The sequence below is a fragment of the Yokenella regensburgei genome (genome assembly GCF_051486985.1).
Lineage (GTDB): Bacteria > Pseudomonadota > Gammaproteobacteria > Enterobacterales > Enterobacteriaceae > CBFFRJ01.
The window spans coordinates 31,370-56,019 of the sequence record NZ_JAHVDV010000024.1; the positions used below are offsets into that span (position 1 = coordinate 31,370).

A 24,650-nucleotide genomic window follows, 5' to 3' on the forward strand; every position below is an offset into this window, starting at 1 on the left:
GACGTTTTTATGGCAACTTCGAGACGTGACCTATTAAAGCTGAGCGGCATCGCTACCGCCTCATTATTGCTGAGCCAAAAAAGCATTGCCGCCTGGGCACCCTCAGGTCGCTATCCGGATCCACGGATAATCGCCATCGATGACAGCTTTAAAGCCTGTATGCTCTCCAGCGCAAAGGTCGAACAGATCGCGACGGGTTACCGCTGGGCAGAAGGCCCGGTCTGGTTTGGCGATACGCGCATGCTGATGTGGAGTGATATCCCGAACGACACTATTATGCGTTGGGATGAAGTCACCGGTCAGGCCAGCGTCTTTCGCCATCCGGCAAATTACACCAACGGCCATGCGCGGGACAGGCAGGGGCGTTTAATCAGTTGCGAGCATGACACTCGCCGTATCACCCGTACCGAATACGACGGATCCATCACCGTTCTCGCCGACAGTTATGACGGCAAACCGCTCAACTCACCTAATGATATCGTCGTGAAGTCCGACGGTACTATCTGGTTTACCGATCCGCCGTTTGGTATTTCAGGTTTCTATGAAGGGCATAAGGCGACGCCTGAATTACCGCAAAACGTCTACCGACTGGACCCGGAAACCCGCGAACTCACGGTGGTGTTGGGTGAGGTAAAAGGGCCAAACGGCCTCTGCTTCTCACCGGATGAAAAAATACTCTATGTCGTGGAAAGTCGGGCGACGCCAAACCGTCTGATCCTCGCGTGGGACGTTGTCGATAACACCCTGAAAAATAAACGGGTGCATATCGACTGTGGCAACGGAACGGCAGACGGTATTGCCTGTGATATGGACGGAAATCTCTGGTGCGGCTGGGGAACGGGAACGGAAGAGCTGGATGGCGTGCGCGTTTTTAACACTCAGGGTAAACACATCGGCACGATTCAGTTGCCAGAGCGCTGCGCCAATCTTTGCTTTGGCGGCGAAAAAGGGAACCGGCTTTTTATGGCTTCCAGTACCTCCATCTATTCGCTGTATGTGAATACGCTGGGGGCGAAGCTGGTTTAACAGACCATCGTTTATAAATACTCTAAATAATTCGCGCTGCAGGAAGACGGTAAGCGCGTGACAAATTCGTCAGGAACGAATTTGAACAGCCAGAGGCGGCCTGTGGTGAGGGACATGGATGTTGCTCATTCATCCCCAGAAACTTACTGAAGTAAGTGACTGGGGTGAACACACGTCATCAACGCACCTGCAGCTTGAAGTATGAGGGGTATTGTTACACGCCGTACTCTTCGCGATAGGCCTGAACCGACGCCAGGTGGTTAGCCATTTCCGGCTGTTCTTCCAGATACGCAATTAAATCTTTCAATGTAATGATAGCAATAACGTTACAGCCGTAATCACGCTCCACTTCCTGAATGGCAGAGATATCCGCACGACCGCGTTCCTGACGATCCAGGGATATCAGCACACCCGCAAGCGTGGCGTGGTTCGCCTGAATAATCTCCATGGATTCACGAATCGCTGTCCCGGCAGTGATGACGTCATCCACCAGCATTACGCGGCCTTCCAGCGCACTGCCGACCAGGTTGCCACCCTCGCCATGCGTTTTGGCTTCTTTACGATTAAAGCAGTACGGCACATCGCGTTCGTGATGCTCCGCCAGGGCTACCGCCGTGGTGGTCGCAATTGGAATGCCTTTGTAGGCCGGGCCGAACAGCAGGTCGAAATCAATCCCGGAATCCACCAGCGCTTCGGCGTAAAAGCGCCCTAACAGTGCCAGATCGCGCCCGGTATTAAACAGCCCGGCGTTGAAGAAATAGGGGCTTTTACGCCCGGATTTCAGCGTGAACTCGCCAAACTTAAGTACCTGCTTGTTAAGCGCAAACTCAATAAACTGGCGCTGATATGGTTTCATGGATTCGCTCCTCTTTCCGCTTTTCTTCAGACAAAAAAAAGGCGACTTCTCAGTCGCCTTAAAAACTAGTTTTCCAACGCCGCCTTCTGCGTTGAAATAATGGATTCGATTCCCCCTCGGGCCAGCGCCAGCAAGGTGAGAAGTTCTTCATGGGTAAAAGGCTCGCCCTCAGCGGTGCCCTGTACTTCGATGATGCGCCCGTCTTCGGTCATGACTACGTTCATGTCAGTTTCTGCGGCGGAATCTTCAACATACTCAAGGTCACACAGTGCCTCGCCGTTAACGATACCCACGGAAACCGCCGCCACCATACCTTTCATCGGGTTGGCTTTCAGTTTACCCGCGCTAACCAGCGCATTCAGCGCATCCGCCAGCGCCACACAGGCCCCGGTGATGGAGGCGGTACGGGTGCCACCGTCTGCCTGAATCACGTCGCAGTCCAGCGTGATGGTGTACTCACCGAGCGCGTTCAAATCAACAGCGGCACGCAGTGCACGCGCGATGAGACGCTGGATTTCCATGGTACGACCGCCCTGCTTACCTTTGGCGGCTTCACGAGCATTACGGGTATGGGTAGAGCGCGGCAGCATACCGTATTCGGCGGTGATCCAGCCTTTACCCTGGCCTTTCAGAAAACGCGGAACACCCTCTTCCAGCGTGGCGGTGCACAGAACTTTGGTGTCACCAAATTCAACCAGCACGGAGCCTTCAGCGTGTTTTGTATAGTGACGGGTCAGGGTGACGGGACGCACCTCAGTGGTGCTACGACCTGATGGACGCATGATGATTTCTCCGGCTGTTACCAATGTGGCTGCGCATTATACTGGCTTACCCAGGTTATTCCTATCCTGACAAGCCCATGAAAGCTATAATCCTCGCATCTCTCCTTAAAAAACGGGAACGTCTATGATCCGCAGTATGACCGCCTACGCCCGGCGTGAAATCAAAGGTAGCTGGGGCTCCGCCTCCTGGGAACTGCGCTCGGTTAACCAGCGTTATCTGGAAACCTACTTTCGTATGCCGGAGCAGTTTCGTAGCCTTGAGCCGGTAGTTCGTGAGCGCATTCGTGCACGTTTGACCCGTGGCAAAATTGAGTGCAACCTGCGTTTTGAACCCGATGCCAGCGCCCAGGGTGAGCTGATTCTTAACGAGAAACTGGCCAAACAGCTGGTCTCGGCCGCGAACTGGGTCAAAATGCAAAGCGATGAGGGCGAAATCAACCCGGTGGATATTCTCCGCTGGCCGGGGGTGATGGCCGCTCAGGAGCAGGATCTTGATGCCATTTCTGCTGAAATCCTTGCCGCGCTCGACGGTGCACTGGATGACTTCATCATTGCCCGTGAAACCGAAGGCCAGGCACTGAAAGCGCTGATTGAGCAGCGTCTTGAAGGCGTCAGCACTGAAGTGAAAAAAGTCCGTGCCCAGATGCCTGAAATCCTGCAATGGCAGCGTGACCGTCTGGTTGCCAAGCTGGAAGATGCGCAGGTACAGCTTGAAAACAACCGCCTTGAGCAGGAGCTGGTGTTGATGGCGCAACGCATTGACGTTGCCGAAGAGTTGGATCGTCTGGACGCGCACGTCAAAGAGACCTGGAACATCCTCAAGAAAAAGGAAGCTGTCGGTCGTCGCCTCGATTTTATGATGCAGGAGTTCAATCGCGAGTCGAACACCCTGGCGTCGAAATCCATTAATGCTGATATCACTAATTCGGCCATTGAACTGAAAGTCCTGATCGAACAGATGCGCGAACAGATTCAGAACATTGAGTAAATTCTTTCAAAGCCCAATATAATACATAAGCCCATGTTAAATGGGCTTTTTTATGCAATTAACTTTCAGTAATGAATATATAGCTCCGCCACTCTCGACAATTTTGTGGAGGGTGGATTGGTGAGTAGTTTCCGTTTACTAGTTAAAATGCATGAGCTATAAGTAACTACTCCCCACAACCACTGGTAACTCTTTACACACAAAGGGTTATCTTGATTCAAAGGATTCATTTATGGGTTCTCTAACCGTAAAAACTGTTCAGGCTCTTGTTAAGACAAGACAGCCCGGTAGATACAGTGACGGCGAAGGTTTGTATTTGAGAATTCCATCACAACCAAAAATCAAAAACGGAAATTGCTCAAATCCTTTTCGATGAGTTTCTTCGATCTTCATTGTCTACATATTACTTAGGACAACATAATTTATTTAATAATCTTGTAAAGCATTTTTATCATGGCAATGGAAAAAGCTACTCCAGCCTTTTTCTTGATAGTGCATATAAAAGTTTAATATTAAAGGAACAATCCTCTCCGTCATTTTCACGGAAAATAATCTAGTCTATACTCGGTAAGGTTGCCATTGATGTAAAAAATGGCTTATCTGATGCCGACAAGATTCAATAAGAAAAGTAACAGGAAATTCAATACATCCTAAATTTAACAGATGGGCAGATAGTTTCAATGAGTTAGGAATGTCGATACACGACATATATGCCACAAAGATACAACTCACTAAGCTTGATACTACTGAAAATGGTTATGTAGCGAAAATAATTTTTACAGGACAACATCATTTTGGTCTCGACAAAAGTGACATAATGAATATGAAGTTTCACTATATTAAGGCATTCCGCATCTGGTTTGTGCTTCAGCGATGGGAAAATTTTGCATTTGAGCATTTTTTAACAAATATGAAAGCCGGGTTTGAAAATAGTTGTCGGAGGAATGGATGAAAGCCAGAAAAATTATAACATTTATATTTTCAGCTATTATTTTTGCATTTTTTTATTTGAATTTTTTTAATTCTACTAAGGTCCTTGCCGTTCACGGCACTGGCTCTAATAAAGAATTTTTAGTTAAAAACATGCCTTTCAGTGATAGTAGTAAAATTGAGTGGTGGGATAATAATGGAGCTAAAACCCTCTCATCTGCTGAAACTTACTTTGTTTCAGTCTGGAAGTTTGACGGAAAATATCAAAAGCTTGCTCCTAAAAATTCAGGTATTTTTCCAGATCATGATACTGATTATTTACTATGCTTCGGTGATATGAATACAGAAGAAAATTGTATTAATAAGTCTAACTGGATCATGGACATAACCAGGACAAAGGATGGATATACCTATTACCGAACAGGAACAGAATCTTACTCTCGGAAACCTTCTGGTGAGCTCATGCTAGGTGGAAGATCAAAGACAACCATTCAATGACAGATGTAATCGTAACCTGGCAAGCTGAACAGCTTGCCACTGTTATAAATGGGGAGTTGATTGGGGAGTAAAATGGTAAATCCGTCACCGGTTTACCTATTAGATGATGATAAATAGTATTTATTTTATTGTAATCAACATTCATATTCAGAATGTTGAGTAAATTTAAACTAAGTATTCATTAAATGGATGGCTTCTAAATAAGAAGCCATTTTTAATGCACATCGCTACCAAAATATAAATATATCGCAACACCCCCCTATTTACACGTTAGGATTTCATCACAATATTTGATATACTCCCCGCACTTTCTTCGCCCCCAAAAGTTATCCCAGGACAGGTATGGCTAACATCAACTTATCTGTAGAGGCAACGCAAACCGTCATGGTTGACCGTGACTTCAGACAGGATATAAACCTGCTTCGCGGTATTGCTATTCTTTCCGTTGTGCTTTATCACTTTGCAGGGCAACTGCTACCGGGCGGCTTCGCAGGGGTTGATGTTTTTTTCGTTATTTCCGGTTATCTAATGACCAAAATTATAGCTACCGGACTGGAGCGACGCTCTTTTAATCTGATTCAGTTTTATGCTGCACGGTGTAAACGGATTATTCCCGCCTTATTGATTTTCTGCACCATTCTGTTATTGGCGACATATCTGTGGATGCCAAACAATGAGTACCGCAAGTTAGGGAATTATGTCGGATATGTTGCTTTATTTATTTCCAATATAAAACTGAATAAGGAAGCAGGCGATTATTTCGCAACCAGTGCCCATGAAAACTGGTTTTTGCATACCTGGTCACTGTCTGTCGAATGGCAATTTTATCTGATACTGCCGATTATATTAATGGCAGTATACCCATTCAGAAAAAGAATCAGTTCAGGAAGCTGCCTCCTTATTCTCACGCTTTGCTCTTTTCTGGCCTGCATAACACTGACCTCTTCCAGCGCATCCACCCGATTTTATCTGATGCCGTACCGGGCATGGGAAATGCTGTGTGGCGGCCTTGTCTGGTATGCCACAACACGTTTTACCCTAACCGCCAATCTGCGTCCGATGACTGCAATCTCAGGTTATCTCCTCATCGTTCTGTCACTGGTTTTTCTTACCACCGACGATGCGTGGCCGGGAGGGTTAACTCTCCTGCCCGTAACAGGCACAATGCTGGTGATTTACAGCAACTGCCAGTCCATCACGGCAGTGTTTGACAGAAACCTACGCTGGATAGGATTAAGCTCTTATTCGGTTTATCTCTGGCACTGGCCTGTTGCCGTTTATCTGGTTTATGCCGGACAACATACCAAAGGCCCCTGGGTACTTGGCGCTATTGCACTTTCCTTTATTGCAGGCTGGCTTTCTTGGTTACTCATTGAGCTACCAGCCAAAAACTATCTTTCCGGGCAATCAGCCATAAAGTTCTGGTCAATTATTCTCAGTGTCGTCGGAGCTGCCTGGCTTTTTAGCTATCTGGTGAAAAACGATTTTATTGTTAGCCAGCCAAACCCCCTGGTAAACAAAATTGCGCTGGAAGCCAATAACAAAAATTTTGCGGCGAATCCTAAAACACACCTGAGCTATTACGGACAGGGAAAACCGGTGGCCATCATTGTGGGCGATAGTCATGCAGAAGCGACGGCAACCGCACTAGCAGAGGCCGCGGAGGGGACCGGGGCGGTCATCGGCCTGACGGCTTCCGGATGCCCGACCCTTGCTGACGGCGAACTTAAAGAGGGTAAAGCGTGCGGGCAGTTCAACCGCGGACTCAGCGACCGGCTAAAGAGCTGGCCCTCAGAGGTTCCGGTGATCATCGTTAACCGATTGACTCACTACGCGGAGCAGCGTCTGGTGATTTTCGACAATCAGTCTGAAAATGATGCGACGTACCTGCGCAAATATGCAGAGGCCATGATCAGGATGGCCTGTACCCTTAATCGTGAACATCCCGTCTACCTTGTAAGCCCGATGCCTGAAATGCCCGTCAACGTTCCCCGGACCTTATCCCATAGCCTGATGACCGGCAGAGCCGTTCAGGATATTTCGGTTTCGCTCAGCCAGTGGCAGCAACACAACACTGTCGTTCTGCAGGCACAGTATCAGGCAGCTCAACAATGCGGCGTACAGGTGCTCGATCCTACCCCGTATCTCTGTCATGACGGCCGCTGCATGGGCAGCCAGAATTTACAGCCCTGGTACTTTGATGACAACCATCTTAGCGAAACCGGTAATAAACGCCTGGTCCCGATGTTCCGGAAGATATTTGCTCAGCCACATTAGCGCAACCATGAGTTTAATTTATGTCATTCCTGCCTAAAAATGGCATGAAGCCCGTTAATAAAGAGATGATGGATTAGTTATTCTATTGATTAATCCTTCGCACAAAAAAATCTCAATCGTTTGTCGCCGTGCGAAGAACTACCCTTACGCCCTCATTGCTGGGGGACAGATGCTGCTACATATTCTTTATTTGATTGGTATTACTGCCGAAGCGATGACCGGCGCGCTGGCGGCTGGTCGCCGCCGTATGGACACCTTTGGCGTCATCATCATTGCAACCGCTACGGCGCTGGGAGGCGGAACGGTCAGGGATATCCTTCTTGGGCATTATCCTCTGGGCTGGGTAAAACACCCGGAATATGTCGTTATTGTGGCCGTTGCGGCGGTGCTGACTACGCTGGTGGCTCCGGTGATGCCACATTTACGCCGTCTGTTTCTGGTACTGGATGCCCTTGGCCTGATCGTATTCTCCATTATCGGGGCACAAATCGCGCTCGATATGGGGGAAGGCTTGATCATCGCCTCGATTGCCGCAGTCGTCACCGGCGTCTTTGGCGGCATCCTGCGTGATATGTTTTGTAAGCGCATCCCACTGGTCTTTCAAAAAGAACTCTACGCCGGTATTTCTTTTGCCGCTGCCGTACTGTATATCGCGCTGCAGCACTATGTGAGTAATCAGGATGTTATCGTCATTTCGACATTACTGTTTGGCTTCACTGCTCGCATGCTGGCACTGCGCTGGAAACTGAGACTGCCCGTTTTTCACTACAACCACAGCGCGCATTAATCATTATCAAAGCCAGAGATACCCTGACTGCCGAGCCATTGCGCCAGCTTCGCAATATCCGGATGATGAATAAAGGCCACCAGTTTACGGGCTATCCCCGCACCAATGCCCGGTAAACGTTGCCAGGCTTGCGCATCCCGCTGTTGAAGCTGTTGCCAGTGAACATCACCCGCAGCATTTAATGCCGATTTTGGTATCGGCAACCCCAGTGCGGTAAGCCAGCGAATAAAAGGGCGTTCGCGCACAAATGCAAAGCGATGCCAGAGTTGTCCCCCTCTCGCCGGCGTCATGCCGGGCGTATGAGTAAGCTGTTCTTGGGTCAGGGTGAGCCAGGAGAAAAGATGCTCAAAATGCCAGGCCTGATGCAGTATATGCCACCCGGCCTCACCCAGGCCCTCGATATCAAGAACCTGCTTTGAACTGAGCCAGACCAGACGTGCCATAAATTGTTCGTGGCACTCTGGAGAAGCATAAAAGCAGGTGAGAGGCGTATATACCGTCCCCGGAGGCACGGGTTTTTCCCGCACCTGACTGCGCCAGACCACATCATCAATGCGTGGGATGCCTTGCCCGGCAAGGCTGACCAGCACCTGATCGCCTGGCGCAATATCCAGGGCTTGCCAGCGACGTACCGAGCCGATGTTGACCCGCTGCACGCGCTTATCATCAAGCTGGACAGGTTCCAGATGTGCCACCACCGCTATTTTTCCAGTGCGCCCGACGGTGAAGGCTATCTGTTTCACTTCAGCGACCTGCTCCACGGGCGGGTATTTCCAGGCCACCACCCAACTCCCCTGGCCCGGTAACCAGCGTTTACCCTCAGGTTCGTTGTCGCTACGGACAATAACGCCGTCTGTGGCAAAAGGCATGGCGGAGGTGAACCAGTGCTGCCTTAGCTGCTCAACGTCATGAACGTTTTTCACCGGAATACTGTATTTTTCGATCCAGTTAAACCCTGCCTGAGAAAGTAACTGCCCCCGCTCAGTCAGTGTGGCCGGCCCGTCAGGCCAGCTCCAGACAAAGATGGATATCTCCTTTAACAGGTCTGAGTCACGATGACGCATCATCGCACCCGCCACTTTTGCCCTTGCATTCATCCCGCCCATTCTCTTTTGAATATGGCCTGGGCGTTGCAGGAAAAGTTCCCCCTGCAGAACACTGTTCGCCAGCTCGCCTGAAACCTTTTTTGGCAGCGAGGGGATTTGGCGGGCATTTGCTGTCCAGTCCTCTCCTGCGAGGCCGTTACCGCGGCTTATGGCTCGTGCCAGTTCACCGTTGCGATAGACCAGAGTCACCGCCACACCATCCACCTTTGGTTGTACCCAAAGCGATGATTTTCCCTGCATCCACTCCTGCAGCGCAGCTTTACTGCGCATTTTCTCAACCCCGGTATGGGCAACCGGGTGTTTCAGGGTGCCTTCGGGTAGTGCGGGCAGAGGATGATTTGACTCTCCCCCAAAACACCGCCGCCAGTTCTCCAGCCGCACCGTGAGCGTGTCATACACGCTGTCACTCACCACACTGCGTCCCCGTTGCCAGTAGTCATCGTTCCACTGGTTAATTTGCTGTTCTAAAAGCGCTATCTCCTCCTGTGCTTGCGCAGGTGACCAGACCGGGCAGGCCGCCACTCCCGCTACGCTCCACAGCAACGTGCTCAAAAAAAGGTATGTCCTTATCACCATCTGTCCGTCTCCTTACCTGAATGGCAAGGGTATAACTGAGCACATCACTCCTTTCGAGACGCTAAAAGGCGTTTTGCGCAGCGGATTCCGCCCCTTTTCGCTCGTTACAGAAAAGTCATGGCAAATCAGGGAAAAAGTACGCAAAAAATAAGAATCAGAAGTAAAAAGTGTGACGGGGGCTACGTCACATTGCGCCGTTGTGTATAATAGGCACGTATGTAAGTTTCCTTTCGCAATTCACATACAAAAGACTCTCATGGCTCAAGGCACGCTTTATATTGTTTCCGCCCCCAGTGGCGCGGGTAAATCAAGCCTCATTCAGGCTTTATTAAAAACCCAACCGTTATATGACACCCAGGTTTCTGTTTCACACACCACGCGCGCGCCGCGTCCGGGTGAAGTACACGGTGAACACTATTTCTTCGTGAATCACGACGAATTTAAATCGATGATTAGCGAGGATGCTTTCCTTGAACATGCCGAAGTATTTGGCAACTTTTACGGCACTTCCCGCGCCGCCATTGAGCAAGTGCTTAAGACGGGTGTGGATGTTTTCCTGGATATCGACTGGCAGGGCGCGCAGCAAATCCGCGCCAGAATGCCGCAGGCACGCAGTATCTTTATTCTGCCGCCGTCAAAGGTTGAACTGGACAGGCGCCTGCGTGGTCGCGGCCAGGATAGCGAAGAGGTGATTGCGAAACGAATGGTGCAGGCAGTTGCTGAAATGAGCCATTACGCCGAGTATGATTACCTTATTGTGAATGATGACTTTGACACCGCGCTGGGTGATTTGAAAAACATCATTCGCGCCGAACGTCTGCGTATGAGCCGCCAGAAACAGCGACATGACGCTTTAATCAGCAAACTATTGGCAGACTGACATCAGTTTCAGTATCATGCCCAGTCATTTCTTCACCTGTGGAGCATTTTAATTATGGCACGCGTAACTGTTCAGGACGCTGTTGAGAAAATTGGTAACCGTTTTGACCTGGTACTGGTCGCCGCGCGTCGCGCTCGTCAGATGCAGGTAGGCGGAAAGGATCCGCTGGTACCGGAAGAAAACGATAAAACCACCGTTATCGCTCTGCGTGAAATCGAAGAAGGTCTGATCAACAACCAGATCCTCGACGTGCGTGAGCGCCAGGAACAGCAAGAGCAGGAAGCCGCTGAATTACAAGCCGTTACCGCTATTGCTGAAGGTCGTCGTTAATCACAAAGCGGGTCGCCCTTGTATCTGTTTGAAAGCCTGAATCAGCTGATTCAACACTATCTGCCGGAAGACCAGATTAAGCGTCTGCGGCAGGCGTACCTCGTTGCACGTGATGCTCACGAGGGCCAGACACGTTCAAGCGGTGAACCCTATATCACGCACCCGGTAGCGGTTGCCTGTATCCTGGCCGAGATGAAACTCGACCATGAAACCTTAATGGCTGCCCTGCTGCATGACGTGATCGAAGATACCCCCGCCACCTATCAGGACATGGAGCAGCTGTTTGGCAAAAGCGTGGCCGAGCTGGTGGAAGGGGTGTCGAAGCTTGATAAGCTCAAATTCCGCGACAAGAAAGAGGCGCAGGCCGAAAACTTTCGCAAGATGATTATGGCGATGGTGCAGGATATCCGCGTCATTCTCATCAAACTCGCTGACCGCACCCACAACATGCGCACGCTGGGCTCACTTCGCCCGGATAAACGTCGTCGCATCGCCCGTGAAACCCTCGAAATCTACAGCCCGCTGGCGCACCGTTTAGGTATCCATCACATCAAAACCGAGCTTGAAGAGCTGGGCTTTGAAGCGCTGCACCCAAACCGTTACCGCGTCATTAAAGAGGTGGTGAAAGCGGCGCGCGGCAACCGTAAGGAGATGATTCAGAAAATCCTTGCGGAGATCGAAGGGCGTTTGCAGGAAGCGGGGATCCCGTGTCGCGTTAGCGGTCGGGAAAAGCACTTGTACTCAATCTACTGCAAGATGGTGCTGAAAGAGCAGCGTTTTCACTCGATCATGGACATCTACGCGTTTCGCGTAATCGTCCAGGATGCCGACACCTGCTACCGCGTGCTTGGCCAGATGCACAGCCTTTACAAGCCACGTCCCGGTCGCGTCAAAGATTACATCGCCATTCCGAAAGCGAACGGCTATCAGTCTCTGCACACCTCGATGATTGGCCCGCACGGCGTTCCGGTTGAAGTGCAGATCCGCACTGAAGACATGGACCAGATGGCGGAAATGGGGGTTGCGGCACACTGGGCGTACAAAGAAGACGGTGGCGAAAGCAGCACCACGGCGCAAATCCGCGCCCAGCGCTGGATGCAAAGCCTGCTGGAACTGCAGCAAAGCGCAGGCAGCTCCTTTGAATTTATTGAGAGCGTAAAATCTGATCTCTTCCCGGATGAGATTTATGTTTTCACCCCCGAAGGCCGCATTGTCGAGCTGCCAGCGGGCGCGACGCCGGTCGACTTCGCCTATGCTGTGCATACCGATATCGGTCATGCCTGCGTCGGTGCTCGCGTCGACCGACAGCCGTACCCGTTGTCGCAGTCTCTTGCCAGCGGCCAGACGGTGGAAATCATTACCGCACCGGGCGCTCGCCCCAATGCCGCGTGGCTGAACTTTGTTGTCAGCTCAAAAGCGCGCGCCAAAATCCGCCAGTTGCTGAAGAACCTCAAGCGTGACGATTCCGTCAGCCTGGGCCGTCGCCTGCTCAACCATGCGTTGGGCGGCAGCCGCAAACTCGCGGAGATCCCACAGGAACATATTCAGCGCGAACTTGACCGTATGAAGCTGGCGTCGCTGGACGACCTGCTGGCGGAAATTGGTCTCGGTAACGCCATGAGCGTGGTGGTCGCGAAAAACCTGCAACAGGGTGACGCCACAGCCACGGCACAAAGCATTACCAGCATCAGCAGCGGCCACAGTCATCTGCCTATCAAAGGTGCGGACGGTGTGTTGATTACCTTTGCAAAATGCTGTCGCCCTATTCCCGGCGACCCGATTGTGGCGCACGTCAGTCCGGGTAAAGGACTGGTCATCCACCATGAGTCCTGTCGTAACATTCGTGGCTATCAAAAAGAGCCCGAGAAGTACATGGCCGTGGAATGGGACAAAGAGACGGCGCAGGAGTTTATCACCGAAATCAGGGTGGACATGTTTAACCACCAGGGTGCGCTGGCGAACCTGACGGCGGCCATCAACACGGCGTCCTCCAATATTCAGAGCCTGAATACGGAAGAGAAAGACGGTCGCGTTTACAGCGCGTACATCCGTCTGACCTCTCGCGACCGTGTCCATCTGGCAAACATCATGCGTAAAATCCGCGTGATGCCGGACGTTATTAAAGTCACCCGCAACCGTAATTAGTGCACTACATCATTCGGGCTGCAAGAGGATGGCAAGCGAATGAAGCCCCTGGCGCGTACAGTCGTGCGTGACCGGGGTGAGAGAGTGCAGCTCACGCCGAGGCAAATCAAAGGATGGAAGTGTAAATGAATGCACAACGTTATGCGCGCATTCGCGAAATGCTCGCCAGACGTCAACCAGACCTGACCGTTTGCATGGAGCAGGTCCATAAACCTCATAACGTTTCCGCCATTATCCGCACGGCGGACGCGGTAGGTGTGCATGAAGTTCACGCCGTCTGGCCTGGCAATAATTTACGCACCATGGCTGGCGCCGCCGCAGGAAGTAACAGCTGGGTGGAGGTAAAAACCCATCCCAACATCCGCGATGCTGTCATGCATATCAAAGCCGCTGGCATGCAGGTACTGGCAACCCATCTCTCCGCGAAAGCCGTGGATTTTCGTGACATCGACTATACCCGCCCGACCTGTATTATGATGGGCCAGGAGAAAACCGGGATCACCCAGGAAGCGCTGGATCTGGCGGATCAGGATATTATCATCCCGATGACTGGCATGGTGCAGTCGCTGAATGTCTCTGTCGCCTCTGCGCTTATCCTTTACGAAGCACAGCGTCAGCGGCAAAACGCCGGTATGTACGAGCGTGAAAACAGCATGCTGCCGGATGAGGTACAGCAACGTCTGCTGTTTGAAGGCGGCTATCCGGTGCTGGCGCGGGTCGCCAAACGTAAAGGTCTGCCCTATCCCCGCGTTAATTTGCAGGGCGAAGTCGACGCCGACGAAAGCTGGTGGGCGACCATGCAGGCCTCAAGGTAAAACATATGCAAGGTCGCCTGTTAGATGCCATTCCCCTTAATACCTTAACCGGCGTTGGCGCGGCGCAAAGCAGCAAGCTGGCAAAAATTGGCCTGCATACCATACAGGACCTTCTGCTCCACCTGCCGCTGCGTTACGAAGACCGCACCCAGCTTTACCCCATCAATGACCTGCTGCCGGGCATCTACGCCACGGTGGAAGGCGAAGTGCTGAACTGCAACATCAGCTTCGGCGGACGTCGGATGATGACCTGCCAGATAAGCGATGGCACCGGCATCCTTACCATGCGCTTCTTTAACTTCAACGCGGCGATGAAAAACAGCCTGACGACCGGACGTCGCGTACTGGCCTACGGTGAAGCGAAGCGCGGGAAATACGGCGCAGAGATGATCCACCCGGAATACCGCGTGCAGGGTGATCTCAGCACGCCGGCGTTACAGGAGACCCTGACTCCGGTCTACCCCACTACCGAAGGGGTAAAGCAGGCCACCCTGCGCAAGCTTACTGACCAGGCGCTGGATCTGCTTGATACCTGCGCCATTACCGAGCTGTTACCGCCTGAGCTGGCGCAGGGGCTGATGTCTCTGCCGGAGGCATTACGCACGCTGCATCGCCCGCCGCCGTCGCTACAGCTTGCCGATCTGGAAACCGGTAAACACCCGGCACAGCGGCGCCTGATTCTGGAAGAATTACTGGCACACAATTTGAGTATGCTGGCCGTGCGGGCAGGAGCCCAGCGTTATCACGCTAAGCCGCTTGCCGCCAAAGATACGCTGAAAAACAAGTTGCTGGCTTCACTGCCCTTTAAACCCACCGGCGCGCAGGCGCGCGTGACGGCGGAAATTGAGCGTGATATGGCGCTCGACATGCCCATGATGCGGTTAGTGCAGGGCGATGTCGGCTCCGGTAAAACGCTGGTCGCCGCGCTTGCGGCCCTGCGTGCCATCGCCAACGGCAACCAGGTGGCGCTGATGGCGCCGACCGAACTGCTGGCTGAGCAGCACGCCAACAACTTCCGCAGTTGGTTTGCGCCGCTGGGTGTCGAGGTGGGCTGGCTGGCAGGTAAGCAAAAAGGCAAAGCCCGTCAGGCGCAGCAGGAGGCGATTGCCAGTGGCCAGGTACAGATGGTGGTAGGCACCCACGCTATCTTCCAGGAGCAGGTGCAGTTTAACGGCCTTGCACTGGTCATTATCGATGAACAGCACCGTTTCGGCGTTCATCAACGTCTGGCACTACGGGAAAAGGGTCAGCAGCAGGGCTTTCATCCGCATCAGTTGATCATGACCGCGACCCCCATCCCACGCACCCTGGCGATGACCGCCTATGCCGATCTCGACACCTCAGTGATCGATGAAATGCCGCCAGGCCGCACGCCTGTCACCACCGTGGCGATACCGGATACCCGGCGTAACGACATTATTGACCGTGTGCGCAACGCCTGCACCGGGGAGAGTCGGCAGGCCTATTGGGTCTGTACGCTGATTGAAGAGTCGGACCTGCTTGAAGCGCAGGCAGCAGAAGCGACCTGGGAAGAGCTGAAACTGGCGTTGCCGGAGCTCAATATCGGCCTGGTACACGGACGCATGAAGCCCGCTGAGAAACAGGCGGTAATGCATGCCTTTAAGCAGGGTGAACTGCATTTGCTGATTGCCACCACCGTTATTGAGGTGGGCGTGGACGTGCCCAATGCCAGCCTGATGATTATCGAAAACCCGGAACGTCTCGGTCTTGCGCAACTGCACCAGCTTCGTGGCCGGGTCGGACGTGGCGCAGTGGCCTCCCACTGCGTATTGCTCTACAAATCCCCACTGTCAAAAACGGCGCAAATGCGTCTGCAGGTGCTACGCGACAGCAACGACGGCTTTGTGATTGCGCAAAAAGATCTGGAAATTCGCGGCCCAGGCGAGCTACTCGGCACCCGCCAGACCGGCAATGCCGAATTTAAGGTAGCGGACCTCTTACGTGACCAGGCGATGATCCCGGAGGTGCAGCGCCTTGCCCGTCATATCCATGAACGCTATCCGGCACAGGCGCAGGCCCTCATTGAACGCTGGATGCCGGAAACCGAACGTTACTCAAACGCCTGATCAGGGTTTGTGATAGATGTTATCAAAACTGACGTTCATACCACCGCAATAGCCGCTATCACTGACGATTAGGTTGCCATTAACCAGTTGCGCCGTCCCGCTGCACGCATATTCCTCTTTCGGGTTTCCCCAGTGCAGCACATTCCCTTGTGGCGTTACGGTTTCATCAAGATCGCCGGTATGAACGACCTCATACCCTGCCGCATTTTTTCCGCCATACCAGGTAGCCTGGCCGTTGATATTAAGTTGTCCTTTTCCGACAGAGGTAATCTGGATCTCATTATCCCCCGCTTCGGCACGCCATTTTCCGGTCCACGCGGCAAGCGTCGCGCTGGCTGCTGGCTGCTTTTCTAAGGTCTTAGAGGGCAACCAGCCAACAAACTCATGCTTTTTCCCCGAGTACCAGACGCAGCTCCAGCCCGGCACTTCCTGCGCCACCAGTACCGTGTCGCCCGCCACCAGATATGGTTTTGTTGCGCAGGCCTCCCCCTGGCCCGGACAGCCGTCATCATCACGATAAAAATGCACTTTTGCATCGCCTTCGGTTTTTACTTTTGCCTGGTTGAAGACACCCGGCCAGGAGGGGAAATAACCATTGCGGCAGCTATGCAGGTCGTATTCATCAGCGAGGCAACCGGCGGAGAAAAAAGCCAGTGCGAGCAGTATTTTTCCTTTCATATCAATCCCTAACTTATCATTACCCTGTGCGATTGCCGATGATTTTAGCATTGCGCACATCCTGCGGAGCGATAAATACGCCGACCACCTTAAAATCAGTAGGCTTTAGAACCCAGGTCGCTCCTCTCAACGTTCTTTATAAAAGTATGTTTTATGGGTAAGCAACCGTTTGCTTTTACCAAACAGTCCGTTAGAATCTGCGCTTTTCCATCAGGGGATTGCTTGAGATGTCTGTTAACACCATCGAGTCCGAAAATGCGCAATCGGTTGCGCACTCCCAGCCCAGTGAACTGATCTATCGCCTTGAAGACCGCCCGCCCCTGGCGCAAACCCTTTTTGCCGCCCTGCAGCACCTGCTGGCAATGTTTGTCGGCGTGATCACGCCAGGTCTGCTGATTTGCCAGGCACTGGGTTTACCGGCTCAGGACACGCAGCACATCATCAGCATGTCCCTGTTCGCCTCCGGCGTGGCCTCCATTATCCAGATTAAAGCCTGGGGCCCGGTGGGTTCGGGTCTGTTATCGATTCAGGGGACCAGTTTTAACTTTGTCGCGCCGCTGATTATGGGCGGCACGGCGCTGAAGACCGGGGGAGCAGATGTCCCGACGATGATGGCCGCGCTGTTCGGCTCCCTGATGCTGGCAAGCTGCACCGAGATGGTCATCTCCCGTATTTTGCCTTTCGCCCGTCGCGTGATCACCCCGCTGGTCTCCGGGGTGGTAGTGATGATTATCGGTCTGTCGCTGATTCAGGTTGGCCTGACTTCCGTGGGTGGCGGCTTTGGCGCGATGGCAAACCATACCTTTGGCGCGCCCAAAAACCTGCTGCTGGCAGGTATCGTTCTTGCCATCATCATTCTGCTTAACCGCCAGCGTAACCCGTACCTGCGCATCGCTTCCCTGGTGATCGCGATGGCGGTCGGCTATGTCGTGGCCATGATGATGGGCATGCTGCCGGACTATGTTGCCCCGGCCGACACCTTTATGATCCCGACGCCGCTTTACTACGGTCTGAGCATCGACTGGAGTCTGCTGCTGCCGCTGATGCTGGTCTTTATGATCACCTCTCTGGAAACCATCGGCGACATCACCGCCACATCTGACGTCTCTGAGCAGCCGGTTTCCGGCCCGGTCTACATGAACCGCCTGAAAGGCGGTGTGCTGGCAAACGGGCTGAACTCTTTTGTTTCTGCGGTATTTAATACCTTCCCTAACTCCTGCTTCGGTCAGAACAACGGCGTTATTCAGCTGACCGGCGTTGCCAGCCGCTATGTAGGCTTCTTTGTCGCCGTGATGCTGATGGTGATGGGCCTCTTCCCGGCCGTGGCCGCTTTTGTGCAGCAGTTGCCTGAGCCGGTACTTGGTGGTGCGACCCTGGTGATGTTTGGAACGATCGCCGCTTCCGGCGTGCGCATCGTTTCCCGCGAACCGCTGAACCGCCGCGCCATTATGATTATCGCGCTGTCGCTGGCCGTGGGCCTTGGCGTCTCTCAGCAGCCGATGATTTTACAATTTGCTCCTGACTGGCTGAAAAACCTGCTCTCCTCCGGCATCGCCGCAGGGGGTATCACCGCCATCGTGCTGAACCTGGTATTCCCTGTCGATAAGCAGTAATTCCATCGCGGCAGCGGGTCACACCGCTGCCGCTGTCGCCCCGCTGTAACGCTCTTTCACTAATCGTACCTTGAGGATTGCGCACAAATCGTGCATAACTCCTGTATCGGTATTCGAGGATGGAAGATCATGAAATTTATTGGAAAGCTCCTTCTTTTCGTTGTTATCGTCCTGCTGATCGCAGTAGTTGCCTGCTATTTCCTGCTGAAAACGCAGTGGGGTGCAACCCAGGCCAGTAACTGGATTAACGAAAACAGTGACTATCACCTTACTTTCGATGCCATCGATCACGCGCTTTCTTCGCCGTCCCATGTCCGTTTACGCAATGTGAATTTTGGCCGCAAGGGCCAACCCGCGACGCTGGTCGCTAAAGGTGTCGACATCGGCCTGAGCAGCCGCCAGCTTACCGATCCGCTGCATACCGATACCATCCTGCTTCAGGATGGCACGCTGAATCTTTCGCCGGCTACCGCGCCTCTGCCCTTCCAGGCTGACCGCCTGCAACTGAGCAATATGGCCTTTAACAGCCCGGCGACCGGCTGGGATCTCAGCGCCCAGCGCGTGACGGGCGGCGTGAGTCCCTGGCAGCCGGTTGCCGGGAACGTGCTGGGAACGCAGGCGCAAATCCAGATGAGCGCGGGCTCCATGACCCTTAACGGCGTGCCCGCCAGCAACGTGTTGATACAGGGGAGCATTGATAAAGGCACGGTGACATTAACCACTCTCGGCGCAGACATGGCACGTGGTTCGCTCACCGGCAATGCGCGGCGTGACGCAAACGGCGGCTGGGTGGTGGATAACCTGCGTCTGAACGATATACGCCTGCAAAGCGACAAGTCGCTGACTGACTTTTTCGCCCCACTGACCACCCTGCCGTTGCTGCAAATCGGGCGACTGGACATCACCGATGCGCGCCTGCAAGGTCCCGCATGGGCCGTTACCGACCTTGATTTGAGTCTGCGTAACCTGACGCTTGCCAACGGTGACTGGCATACCGATGACGGTCAGTTGTCGATGAACGCCAACGAATTCATTTACGGCTCACTGCACTTCTTTGACCCCATTCTCAACGCCGATTTCACCCCGCAGGGCATCGCCGTTAAACAGTTCACCACCCGGTGGGAGAACGGCATGGTGCGCACCTCAGGCTACTGGGCGCGCAGTGGTAAAGCACTGGTGCTGAACGATGCGGCCATCGTCGGTCTGGAGTACACGCTGCCTGAGACCTGGAAACAGACCTGGATGGACAGGCTCCCTGACTGGCTGCACAGCGTTGAAGTGAAAAAACTGAGTGCCAGCCGTAATCTGGTCATCGACATCGATCCCACCTTCCCCTGGCAACTCACCGCCCTTGACGGCTACGGCGCAAACCTGATGCTGGCGCGGGATCGTCAGTGGGGCATCTGGAATGGCAACCTTAAGCTGAATGCCGCCGCTGCGACCTTTAACCGCGTGGACGTTCGCCGCCCGTCATTAGCGCTGAGCGCCAACAGCAGTACGGTTAATATCACTGAACTGAGCGCCTTTACCGGCAAAGGGCTGCTTGAAGCGACCGCGGTGGTGGGGCAAACGCCTGAGCGCAGCGTCAACCTCAGCCTTAACGGGCGCGGCGTACCCATGAACGTACTGCAGGAGTGGGGATGGCCGGTGTTACCGGTCAGCGGTGAGGGTAATTTGCAACTGACGGCCACCGGCCGGGTTCAGGCCGATGCCCCTCTCAAACCCACCGTGAACGGTGAGCTGTCGGCGGTAAATGCGCAACAGCAGCAGATCAGGCAGAGCATGCGCGGTGGTGTGGTGGCGGGCGCAGACGTCGCCGCGTCACAGCCGTAGACCAAAAAAAAGGTGCCATCCGGGGATGGCACCTGTGGTGTTGCTAAACCATCAGACCAGCGGCTCTTTGTCGTTATCAACAGGTGACCAGTCAAGTACGCCCTGCTCCCGCACCTGACGCCAGGCGAGGAACGTCAGCATCAGCGTGACCACCCCATAGGCAAAGGTGACCGTTGGCGAGGCGTTCACCGCCATCTGGTGGCCGTGAATAAAGCCGAAGAAGGAGAGCACCGTGGCCGCTGCGGCATAGACCGCCGCCCAGTTAAAACGTCGATCGATAATAAAGGCCGCAATCGCCCCCATCATCAGCCCCGCCAGCACCGCGCCGCCACCAGTGGTCGCCATGCCGTTATAGAGCACGCCGTTGTTGGCCATATTGCTCATCACTTCAGCCGGCAGATTGACGGTATTAGCCCCGGCCGCATTCAGCGCACCGTCCACCTGAGTTTTCGCCCATTCGGCGATGTTCGGCACTAATGCCAGCACAATAGCCGGGGCGTGGCGTTTTGGGGATACCTGGAACGCCTGTGCGCCGATCACAAGGCCGATGAACAGCAGGATAGGCACAATCGCCACCAGCGGAATGATCGACAGCAGCAGGGCGGTCAGGCCGAGGAAGCAGACAATCGCCATGCAGATGCCGGTCGCCAGCGAGTAGCCAATACGCCCGCCCATCGCTTTCCAGCCAGGATGACCGATATAGACCGCAGGCGGGAACGGTGAGCCGAGCAGTGCGCCCACAATCGCCCCAACACCATCTGCCGCCAGCACCGCACGCAGGTTATAGCTGTCGCCGCCCACGGCTGCCGACTCGACGTTGTTGAGGATTTCGGTGAAGTTGAAGATGCCCAGAGGGATTGCGGTGACCAGCAGCGGCCAGACCAGCTCAGAGGGCACGCTGAACACATCGCCCGTCAGCGACGGCAGATGCAGCGCAAAATTGCCCGCCGCCTCTTTAACCGCCGCCGGATTCATGATGTCGCTGAAACCTAAGAAGGTCGCGCCCCAGCCCAGCACGCACCCGACAATAACCACCGCCAGCCCGCCCGGCAGGCCAAACGGCAGACGCACATTACCGACCCAGTTGAGCAGAATAATGGCAAAGCAGATGACCCCAATCCACGCGGTATCAAACATCTGGTAAGCAGGGCGCATGGCGATGAATGCAATGGCAATACCGGCCAGCGTCCCCAGCATGGCGGCACGCGGGGTGTATTTACGGATAGTCGGACCGACCACCACACCGAGCAGGACAATAACGCCCACGATCATCGCCCAGATAAGCCCAAGCTTCCACGCCAGCATCCAGTCTTTATGGATGAGCAGTGTGGGCAGCATCACCACAAACACCACGATAAACATATGCGGCACGCTGGGACCATACGGCAGGGCGGTCACATTATTGCGACCCTCACGCCGGGCCAGTCGCCAGGCAAGCCAGGCGTAGAAGAGGTTTCCAAGGGGAAGGGCAATGCCCAGGGCGGGCAGGATACGGCCATAAACGGTGGTCGCCGGAATTTGCGCGACGTACAACGCCAGCCCGGAGAGGACCAGCACATTCAATAAGACATTGGTGAACAGACCAAAAAAAGCGTTTAAATCGCCCGCGACCCAGAGCTGTGGTCGGAAAGCGGTGTTTCCTTGCGCCATGATCCTACTCCTGACGTTATTACTCAGTCATATAGTGGCCGGTATACGCTCTCCAGCCTCCCAGGGTGGTTATCTCTTTTTGCCCTTCCACCAGCCAGGGTTCGGCCAGTACGCCAAGGACTTCGCTACCGTCACGCAACTCCACTTTGCCGATACACAACCCGGCAGGCTCTTTTTGTAAAATCTCGCCAAGTCCCGCAGGCGGAACGGCCCAAATCTCCAGCGCAATCGGCCCACCGTCCCCGGGGGTACGGATCATGCCAGGATGATTATCGTTGATGGTCCAACAGCGGTAGCAGGCGGCGGTAGTGTCTTCCCTGATAAAGTCAGCCTGTGCAGCAATCATATTCGGATTGAGCACAAGGCCACGCATTAATGTGCCATTTACTGCGAGTAAGATCTTGTTATTTATCATAGTATTTTGCTCTGAATAGACTGCCTGTACTAGCACGTAAAACGGGTTCCGCCCTCGCCACGCAGCGCACGAGCAATACCCTGCGGCGTGGTGATAAGTCCGATGCCCTGCGGTTGACCACGCAGATAGGTCAGCATCGCCTCAACCTTCGGGGCCATGCTGCCTGCGCCAAACTCACGACTCTGTAGCAAGGTTTCGGCTTCGCTGAGGGAAAGCTGGCTAAGCCAGCGCTGCTGCGGCGTACCAAAATCAACCGCCACCTGATCAACCCCGGTCGGAATAAGCAGCATCTGCGCGCCCAGTTCACAGGCGAGCAGCGCCGAAGCTCTGTCTTTATCGATGACGGCCTGCGCGGCAACCAGACTGCCGTCGCTGTCGCGCCAGACAGGGATGCCGCCGCCACCGCAGGCGATGACCAGGACATTTTGTTCAAGAAGGGTACGAATAATGGGGGTTTCGATAACGTCCAGCGGTGCGGGAGAAGCCACCACACGTCGCCAGCCACGCCCGGCGTCTTCACTAATCTGCCAGCCCTGCGTGCTGGCAAGACGGGTCGCCGTCTCATGATCCATGTGCGCGCCGATGGGTTTATCTGGCTTCGCAAACGCCGGATCGTTGGGGTCAATGCGCGTCCGGGTCACCAGCGCAACCACGCTTACCTCCGCCAGCCCCCGCGCGGCCAGCGCATTGCCTAAGGCGTTCTGGAACATAAAGCCCATCGCCCCCTGCGTATCTCCCACCGCGTATTCCAGCGGCACGGTCGGGGCGGCCTCTTTCGCCACTTCGCTGCGCCGCAGAATGAACCCCACCTGCGGTCCATTGCCATGCGTCAGGACAACACGCCAGCCCTCAGCAATCAGCTCCACCACATGCGTGGCGGTCTCCTTTACGGCTTCATACTGCTGCTCAAGGGCGTTTTCACCCGGCGAGCGAATAAGCGCGTTGCCGCCGACGGCGACGACAGCGATGCGGCGTCCAGACATGGTTATCCCCCTTCGGAGAGCGCGGTCAGTCCAGCAATGAAACAGGCCAGCGGTGCGGTGGTAATGCCCGCACCAATTTGTCCAACCCCGGCCAGCCTGTGGGCAATGCCGGTGTTGATGATAGGAAGAATGTTACTGTCCACGACGCGACGGGCGTCAATTCCGCAGCCGCTACCAACAAAATTCAGCGCAGGCAGCGTAAACGCTGGCTGTGTGGTCAGCGTAATTTCATGCATCGCCTGGCTGTGCCGCACCGCATCGGCCGGGGTGCCGCCAACAAACTTCACAATGGCAGGCGATGCCGCCATCGCAAAACCACCGATACCTGCGGTTTCGGTAATCGCAGAGTCGCCTAAATCCGCAGCCGCATCGCTGACGCCAAAGCCGGGGAAGAAGAGACCGTTGACCGGGTTAGCCGGTGCCTGGAACCAGCGGTCGCCGGTCCCGGAGAGGCGAATCCCGAAGTTCACCCCATTGCGCGCCATCACCGTCACCATTGAGCTGTGCGGGACGTTGCTTGCAGCATCCAGCATCGACTTACAGGCGGCCATTGAGAGATTAAGAAAGAAGTGGTCGTTAGCGGCAATAAACTCCAGCACCTCCGGCCCGTGCGCAATGCGCGCGAGATCGGGAGCAAGGCGGCGGAACAGCAGACCGCTCGCCGCCACATTACGGTTGTGGCACTCGTCGCCCATGTGCAGCGCCTGAGCAATAAGCGGCTTAAGTTCAATGTTGCCGCTCATCGCCAGCGCCTGTTTAAGCGTCGGAGCAAGGACGTCAGCCATCCAGCGCAGGCGGTTGAGCACATCTTCGTGGTTAGCGCCAAAGCGCAGCACTTTGCCCAGGCCTTCGTTGAAGTTGCAATAAGCGCGATTACCGTGAGTCTTGTTTTCGACCACCCACACCGGCATCGACGGGCTGATAATGCCCGCCATGGGTCCGGTCGCGTGATAATGGTGACAGGGCTCCAGCGCGACTTCGCTGTTTGCGGCCATCAGCATGGCCTGCTCAACGCTGTCGGCCCAGCCTTCCAGCACAATGGCACCGGCAATCGCGCCCTGCATCGGGCCGCACATATCCGCCCATGCGATGGGCGGACCGGCATGAAGAATTTTACGCGCTGTCGCCAGCGCAGGAATGGCGTCCCGGGCGGTGGTGATGTCCACCAGCACCGGTTGCGCATCCAGGTAACGCTGAAGCGCAATTTCATTGGCAGCATCGACCCGCGTATCGGCGGTCAGTGTCGCCAGCATCCAGTTAGCCTTTTCGTCCCCTTCAGCTGCCGGCTGCCATTGCAGATGCAAAACGTCCCCACCGGCATCACGCAGATTATCGGCGAAGCTCTCCAGACCGAGATTGATAACGCTAAGTGGTTGTTGAAATAACGACGTCATA

General features: G+C 54.4%; 22 protein-coding genes. 14 read left to right on the forward strand and 8 right to left on the reverse strand.

Going from position 1 to position 24,650, the window contains the following annotated elements:
• Nucleotides 1-9 precede the first annotated feature (9 nt).
• Entirely contained in the window at nt 10-1,026 is a 1,017-nt protein-coding gene (locus KXR87_RS16430) for an SMP-30/gluconolactonase/LRE family protein (RefSeq protein WP_437433287.1), read from the forward strand.
• A gap of 214 nt (nt 1,027-1,240) precedes the next feature.
• On the opposite strand, the gene pyrE is transcribed toward KXR87_RS16430, so the two are convergent.
• Together pyrE and rph are read right to left on the reverse strand one after the other, a co-directional pair.
• Entirely contained in the window at nt 1,241-1,882 is a 642-nt protein-coding gene (gene pyrE, locus KXR87_RS16435; RefSeq protein WP_437433288.1) for an orotate phosphoribosyltransferase, read from the reverse strand.
• A gap of 65 nt (nt 1,883-1,947) precedes the next feature.
• Nucleotides 1,948-2,664 carry a ribonuclease PH gene (gene rph, locus KXR87_RS16440; RefSeq protein WP_437433289.1) on the reverse strand — a complete coding sequence of 239 codons (717 nt, stop codon included), beginning with the start codon at nt 2,662-2,664 and terminating at the stop codon, nt 1,948-1,950.
• A gap of 124 nt (nt 2,665-2,788) precedes the next feature.
• Between rph and KXR87_RS16445 the strand changes: the two genes are divergently transcribed.
• From KXR87_RS16445 to KXR87_RS16470, 6 genes are all read left to right on the forward strand, one after another.
• The gene (locus KXR87_RS16445) at nt 2,789-3,652 is read left to right on the forward strand and encodes a YicC/YloC family endoribonuclease (protein WP_437433290.1); all 864 of its coding nucleotides are present in this window, start codon (nt 2,789-2,791) and stop codon (nt 3,650-3,652) included.
• Nucleotides 3,653-4,044: 392 nt separating this feature from the next.
• Nucleotides 4,045-4,209 carry a DUF3289 family protein gene (locus KXR87_RS16450; RefSeq protein WP_437433291.1) on the forward strand — a complete coding sequence of 55 codons (165 nt, stop codon included), beginning with the start codon at nt 4,045-4,047 and terminating at the stop codon, nt 4,207-4,209.
• 86 nt (nt 4,210-4,295) lie between these two features.
• Nucleotides 4,296-4,604, forward strand: coding sequence for a DUF3289 family protein (locus tag KXR87_RS16455; protein WP_437433330.1), 309 nt, complete (start codon nt 4,296-4,298; stop codon nt 4,602-4,604).
• Complete coding sequence (locus KXR87_RS16460; protein WP_437433292.1) at nt 4,601-5,080, forward strand: DUF943 family protein; 480 nt, start codon at nt 4,601-4,603, stop codon at nt 5,078-5,080. Before KXR87_RS16455 ends, KXR87_RS16460 begins: the two co-directional genes overlap by 4 nt.
• Nucleotides 5,081-5,422: 342 nt before the next feature.
• Nucleotides 5,423-7,357: an acyltransferase family protein gene (locus KXR87_RS16465; RefSeq protein ID WP_437433293.1), complete on the forward strand. Its 1,935-nt coding sequence runs from the start codon at nt 5,423-5,425 to the stop codon at nt 7,355-7,357.
• Nucleotides 7,358-7,526: 169 nt separating this feature from the next.
• Nucleotides 7,527-8,144, forward strand: coding sequence for a trimeric intracellular cation channel family protein (locus KXR87_RS16470; protein WP_437433294.1), 618 nt, complete (start codon nt 7,527-7,529; stop codon nt 8,142-8,144).
• Here the strand turns inward: KXR87_RS16470 and ligB are convergent.
• Nucleotides 8,141-9,826: an NAD-dependent DNA ligase LigB gene (gene ligB / locus KXR87_RS16475; protein WP_437433295.1), complete on the reverse strand. Its 1,686-nt coding sequence runs from the start codon at nt 9,824-9,826 to the stop codon at nt 8,141-8,143. The genes KXR87_RS16470 and ligB overlap by 4 nt on opposite strands.
• A gap of 256 nt (nt 9,827-10,082) precedes the next feature.
• Here ligB and gmk point away from each other — a divergent pair, with 256 nt between their 5' ends.
• The 5 genes from gmk (at nt 10,083) to recG (ending at nt 16,083) form a co-directional block, all read left to right on the forward strand.
• Nucleotides 10,083-10,706 carry a guanylate kinase gene (gene gmk, locus KXR87_RS16480; RefSeq protein ID WP_437433296.1) on the forward strand — a complete coding sequence of 208 codons (624 nt, stop codon included), beginning with the start codon at nt 10,083-10,085 and terminating at the stop codon, nt 10,704-10,706.
• Nucleotides 10,707-10,760: 54 nt separating this feature from the next.
• The gene (rpoZ, locus tag KXR87_RS16485) at nt 10,761-11,036 is read left to right on the forward strand and encodes a DNA-directed RNA polymerase subunit omega (RefSeq protein WP_000135058.1); all 276 of its coding nucleotides are present in this window, start codon (nt 10,761-10,763) and stop codon (nt 11,034-11,036) included.
• Nucleotides 11,037-11,054: 18 nt separating this feature from the next.
• Nucleotides 11,055-13,181: a bifunctional GTP diphosphokinase/guanosine-3',5'-bis pyrophosphate 3'-pyrophosphohydrolase gene (gene spoT, locus KXR87_RS16490; RefSeq protein WP_437433297.1), complete on the forward strand. Its 2,127-nt coding sequence runs from the start codon at nt 11,055-11,057 to the stop codon at nt 13,179-13,181.
• A 125-nt stretch (nt 13,182-13,306) separates the two neighbouring features.
• On the forward strand, nt 13,307-13,996 hold the full coding sequence (gene trmH / locus KXR87_RS16495) for a tRNA (guanosine(18)-2'-O)-methyltransferase TrmH (RefSeq protein WP_437433298.1): 690 nt from the start codon (nt 13,307-13,309) through the stop codon (nt 13,994-13,996).
• Nucleotides 13,997-14,001: 5 nt separating this feature from the next.
• A complete protein-coding gene (recG, locus tag KXR87_RS16500) occupies nt 14,002-16,083 on the forward strand; it encodes an ATP-dependent DNA helicase RecG (RefSeq protein WP_437433299.1) in 2,082 nt (693 codons plus the stop codon).
• On the opposite strand, the gene KXR87_RS16505 is transcribed toward recG, so the two are convergent.
• Nucleotides 16,084-16,812, reverse strand: a complete 729-nt coding sequence (locus tag KXR87_RS16505; protein ID WP_437433300.1) for a hypothetical protein — start codon at nt 16,810-16,812, stop codon at nt 16,084-16,086.
• Between the two features lie 176 nt (nt 16,813-16,988).
• Here KXR87_RS16505 and KXR87_RS16510 point away from each other — a divergent pair, with 176 nt between their 5' ends.
• Both KXR87_RS16510 and KXR87_RS16515 read left to right on the forward strand, forming a co-directional pair.
• Nucleotides 16,989-18,374 (forward strand): uracil-xanthine permease family protein, encoded by a 1,386-nt coding sequence (locus KXR87_RS16510; RefSeq protein ID WP_437433301.1) that lies wholly within the window; start codon nt 16,989-16,991, stop codon nt 18,372-18,374.
• Between the two features lie 129 nt (nt 18,375-18,503).
• A complete protein-coding gene (locus tag KXR87_RS16515; protein ID WP_437433302.1) occupies nt 18,504-20,207 on the forward strand; it encodes an AsmA family protein in 1,704 nt (567 codons plus the stop codon).
• Nucleotides 20,208-20,258: 51 nt separating this feature from the next.
• Here KXR87_RS16515 and KXR87_RS16520 read toward each other — a convergent pair whose 3' ends face one another.
• From KXR87_RS16520 to KXR87_RS16535, 4 genes are read right to left on the reverse strand one after another with little or no spacing between them, the layout of a single operon-like run.
• Nucleotides 20,259-21,857: a regulator gene (locus KXR87_RS16520; protein WP_437433303.1), complete on the reverse strand. Its 1,599-nt coding sequence runs from the start codon at nt 21,855-21,857 to the stop codon at nt 20,259-20,261.
• 19 nt (nt 21,858-21,876) lie between these two features.
• The gene (locus KXR87_RS16525; protein ID WP_437433304.1) at nt 21,877-22,272 is read right to left on the reverse strand and encodes an allophanate hydrolase-related protein; all 396 of its coding nucleotides are present in this window, start codon (nt 22,270-22,272) and stop codon (nt 21,877-21,879) included.
• A gap of 29 nt (nt 22,273-22,301) precedes the next feature.
• Entirely contained in the window at nt 22,302-23,255 is a 954-nt protein-coding gene (locus tag KXR87_RS16530; RefSeq protein WP_437433305.1) for a carbamate kinase, read from the reverse strand.
• Between the two features lie 2 nt (nt 23,256-23,257).
• Nucleotides 23,258-24,649 (reverse strand): oxamate carbamoyltransferase subunit AllG family protein, encoded by a 1,392-nt coding sequence (locus KXR87_RS16535; protein WP_437433306.1) that lies wholly within the window; start codon nt 24,647-24,649, stop codon nt 23,258-23,260.
• Nucleotide 24,650 lies beyond the last annotated feature (1 nt).

Excerpts from the sequence above, each read along its gene's own strand:
- KXR87_RS16430 (WP_437433287.1), top strand. The coding sequence starts at position 10 with ATGGCAACTTCGAGACGTGACCTATTAAAGCTGAGCGGCATCGCTACC.
- pyrE (WP_437433288.1), bottom strand. The coding sequence starts at position 1,882 with ATGAAACCATATCAGCGCCAGTTTATTGAGTTTGCGCTTAACAAGCAG.
- rph (WP_437433289.1), bottom strand. The coding sequence starts at position 2,664 with ATGCGTCCATCAGGTCGTAGCACCACTGAGGTGCGTCCCGTCACCCTG.
- KXR87_RS16445 (WP_437433290.1), top strand. The coding sequence starts at position 2,789 with ATGATCCGCAGTATGACCGCCTACGCCCGGCGTGAAATCAAAGGTAGC.
- KXR87_RS16460 (WP_437433292.1), top strand. The coding sequence starts at position 4,601 with ATGAAAGCCAGAAAAATTATAACATTTATATTTTCAGCTATTATTTTT.
- KXR87_RS16465 (WP_437433293.1), top strand. The coding sequence starts at position 5,423 with ATGGCTAACATCAACTTATCTGTAGAGGCAACGCAAACCGTCATGGTT.
- KXR87_RS16470 (WP_437433294.1), top strand. The coding sequence starts at position 7,527 with ATGCTGCTACATATTCTTTATTTGATTGGTATTACTGCCGAAGCGATG.
- ligB (WP_437433295.1), bottom strand. The coding sequence starts at position 9,826 with ATGGTGATAAGGACATACCTTTTTTTGAGCACGTTGCTGTGGAGCGTA.
- gmk (WP_437433296.1), top strand. The coding sequence starts at position 10,083 with ATGGCTCAAGGCACGCTTTATATTGTTTCCGCCCCCAGTGGCGCGGGT.
- rpoZ (WP_000135058.1), top strand. The coding sequence starts at position 10,761 with ATGGCACGCGTAACTGTTCAGGACGCTGTTGAGAAAATTGGTAACCGT.
- trmH (WP_437433298.1), top strand. The coding sequence starts at position 13,307 with ATGAATGCACAACGTTATGCGCGCATTCGCGAAATGCTCGCCAGACGT.
- recG (WP_437433299.1), top strand. The coding sequence starts at position 14,002 with ATGCAAGGTCGCCTGTTAGATGCCATTCCCCTTAATACCTTAACCGGC.
- KXR87_RS16505 (WP_437433300.1), bottom strand. The coding sequence starts at position 16,812 with ATGCTAAAATCATCGGCAATCGCACAGGGTAATGATAAGTTAGGGATT.
- KXR87_RS16510 (WP_437433301.1), top strand. The coding sequence starts at position 16,989 with ATGTCTGTTAACACCATCGAGTCCGAAAATGCGCAATCGGTTGCGCAC.
- KXR87_RS16515 (WP_437433302.1), top strand. The coding sequence starts at position 18,504 with ATGAAATTTATTGGAAAGCTCCTTCTTTTCGTTGTTATCGTCCTGCTG.
- KXR87_RS16520 (WP_437433303.1), bottom strand. The coding sequence starts at position 21,857 with ATGGCGCAAGGAAACACCGCTTTCCGACCACAGCTCTGGGTCGCGGGC.
- KXR87_RS16525 (WP_437433304.1), bottom strand. The coding sequence starts at position 22,272 with ATGATAAATAACAAGATCTTACTCGCAGTAAATGGCACATTAATGCGT.
- KXR87_RS16530 (WP_437433305.1), bottom strand. The coding sequence starts at position 23,255 with ATGTCTGGACGCCGCATCGCTGTCGTCGCCGTCGGCGGCAACGCGCTT.
- KXR87_RS16535 (WP_437433306.1), bottom strand. The coding sequence starts at position 24,649 with ATGACGTCGTTATTTCAACAACCACTTAGCGTTATCAATCTCGGTCTG.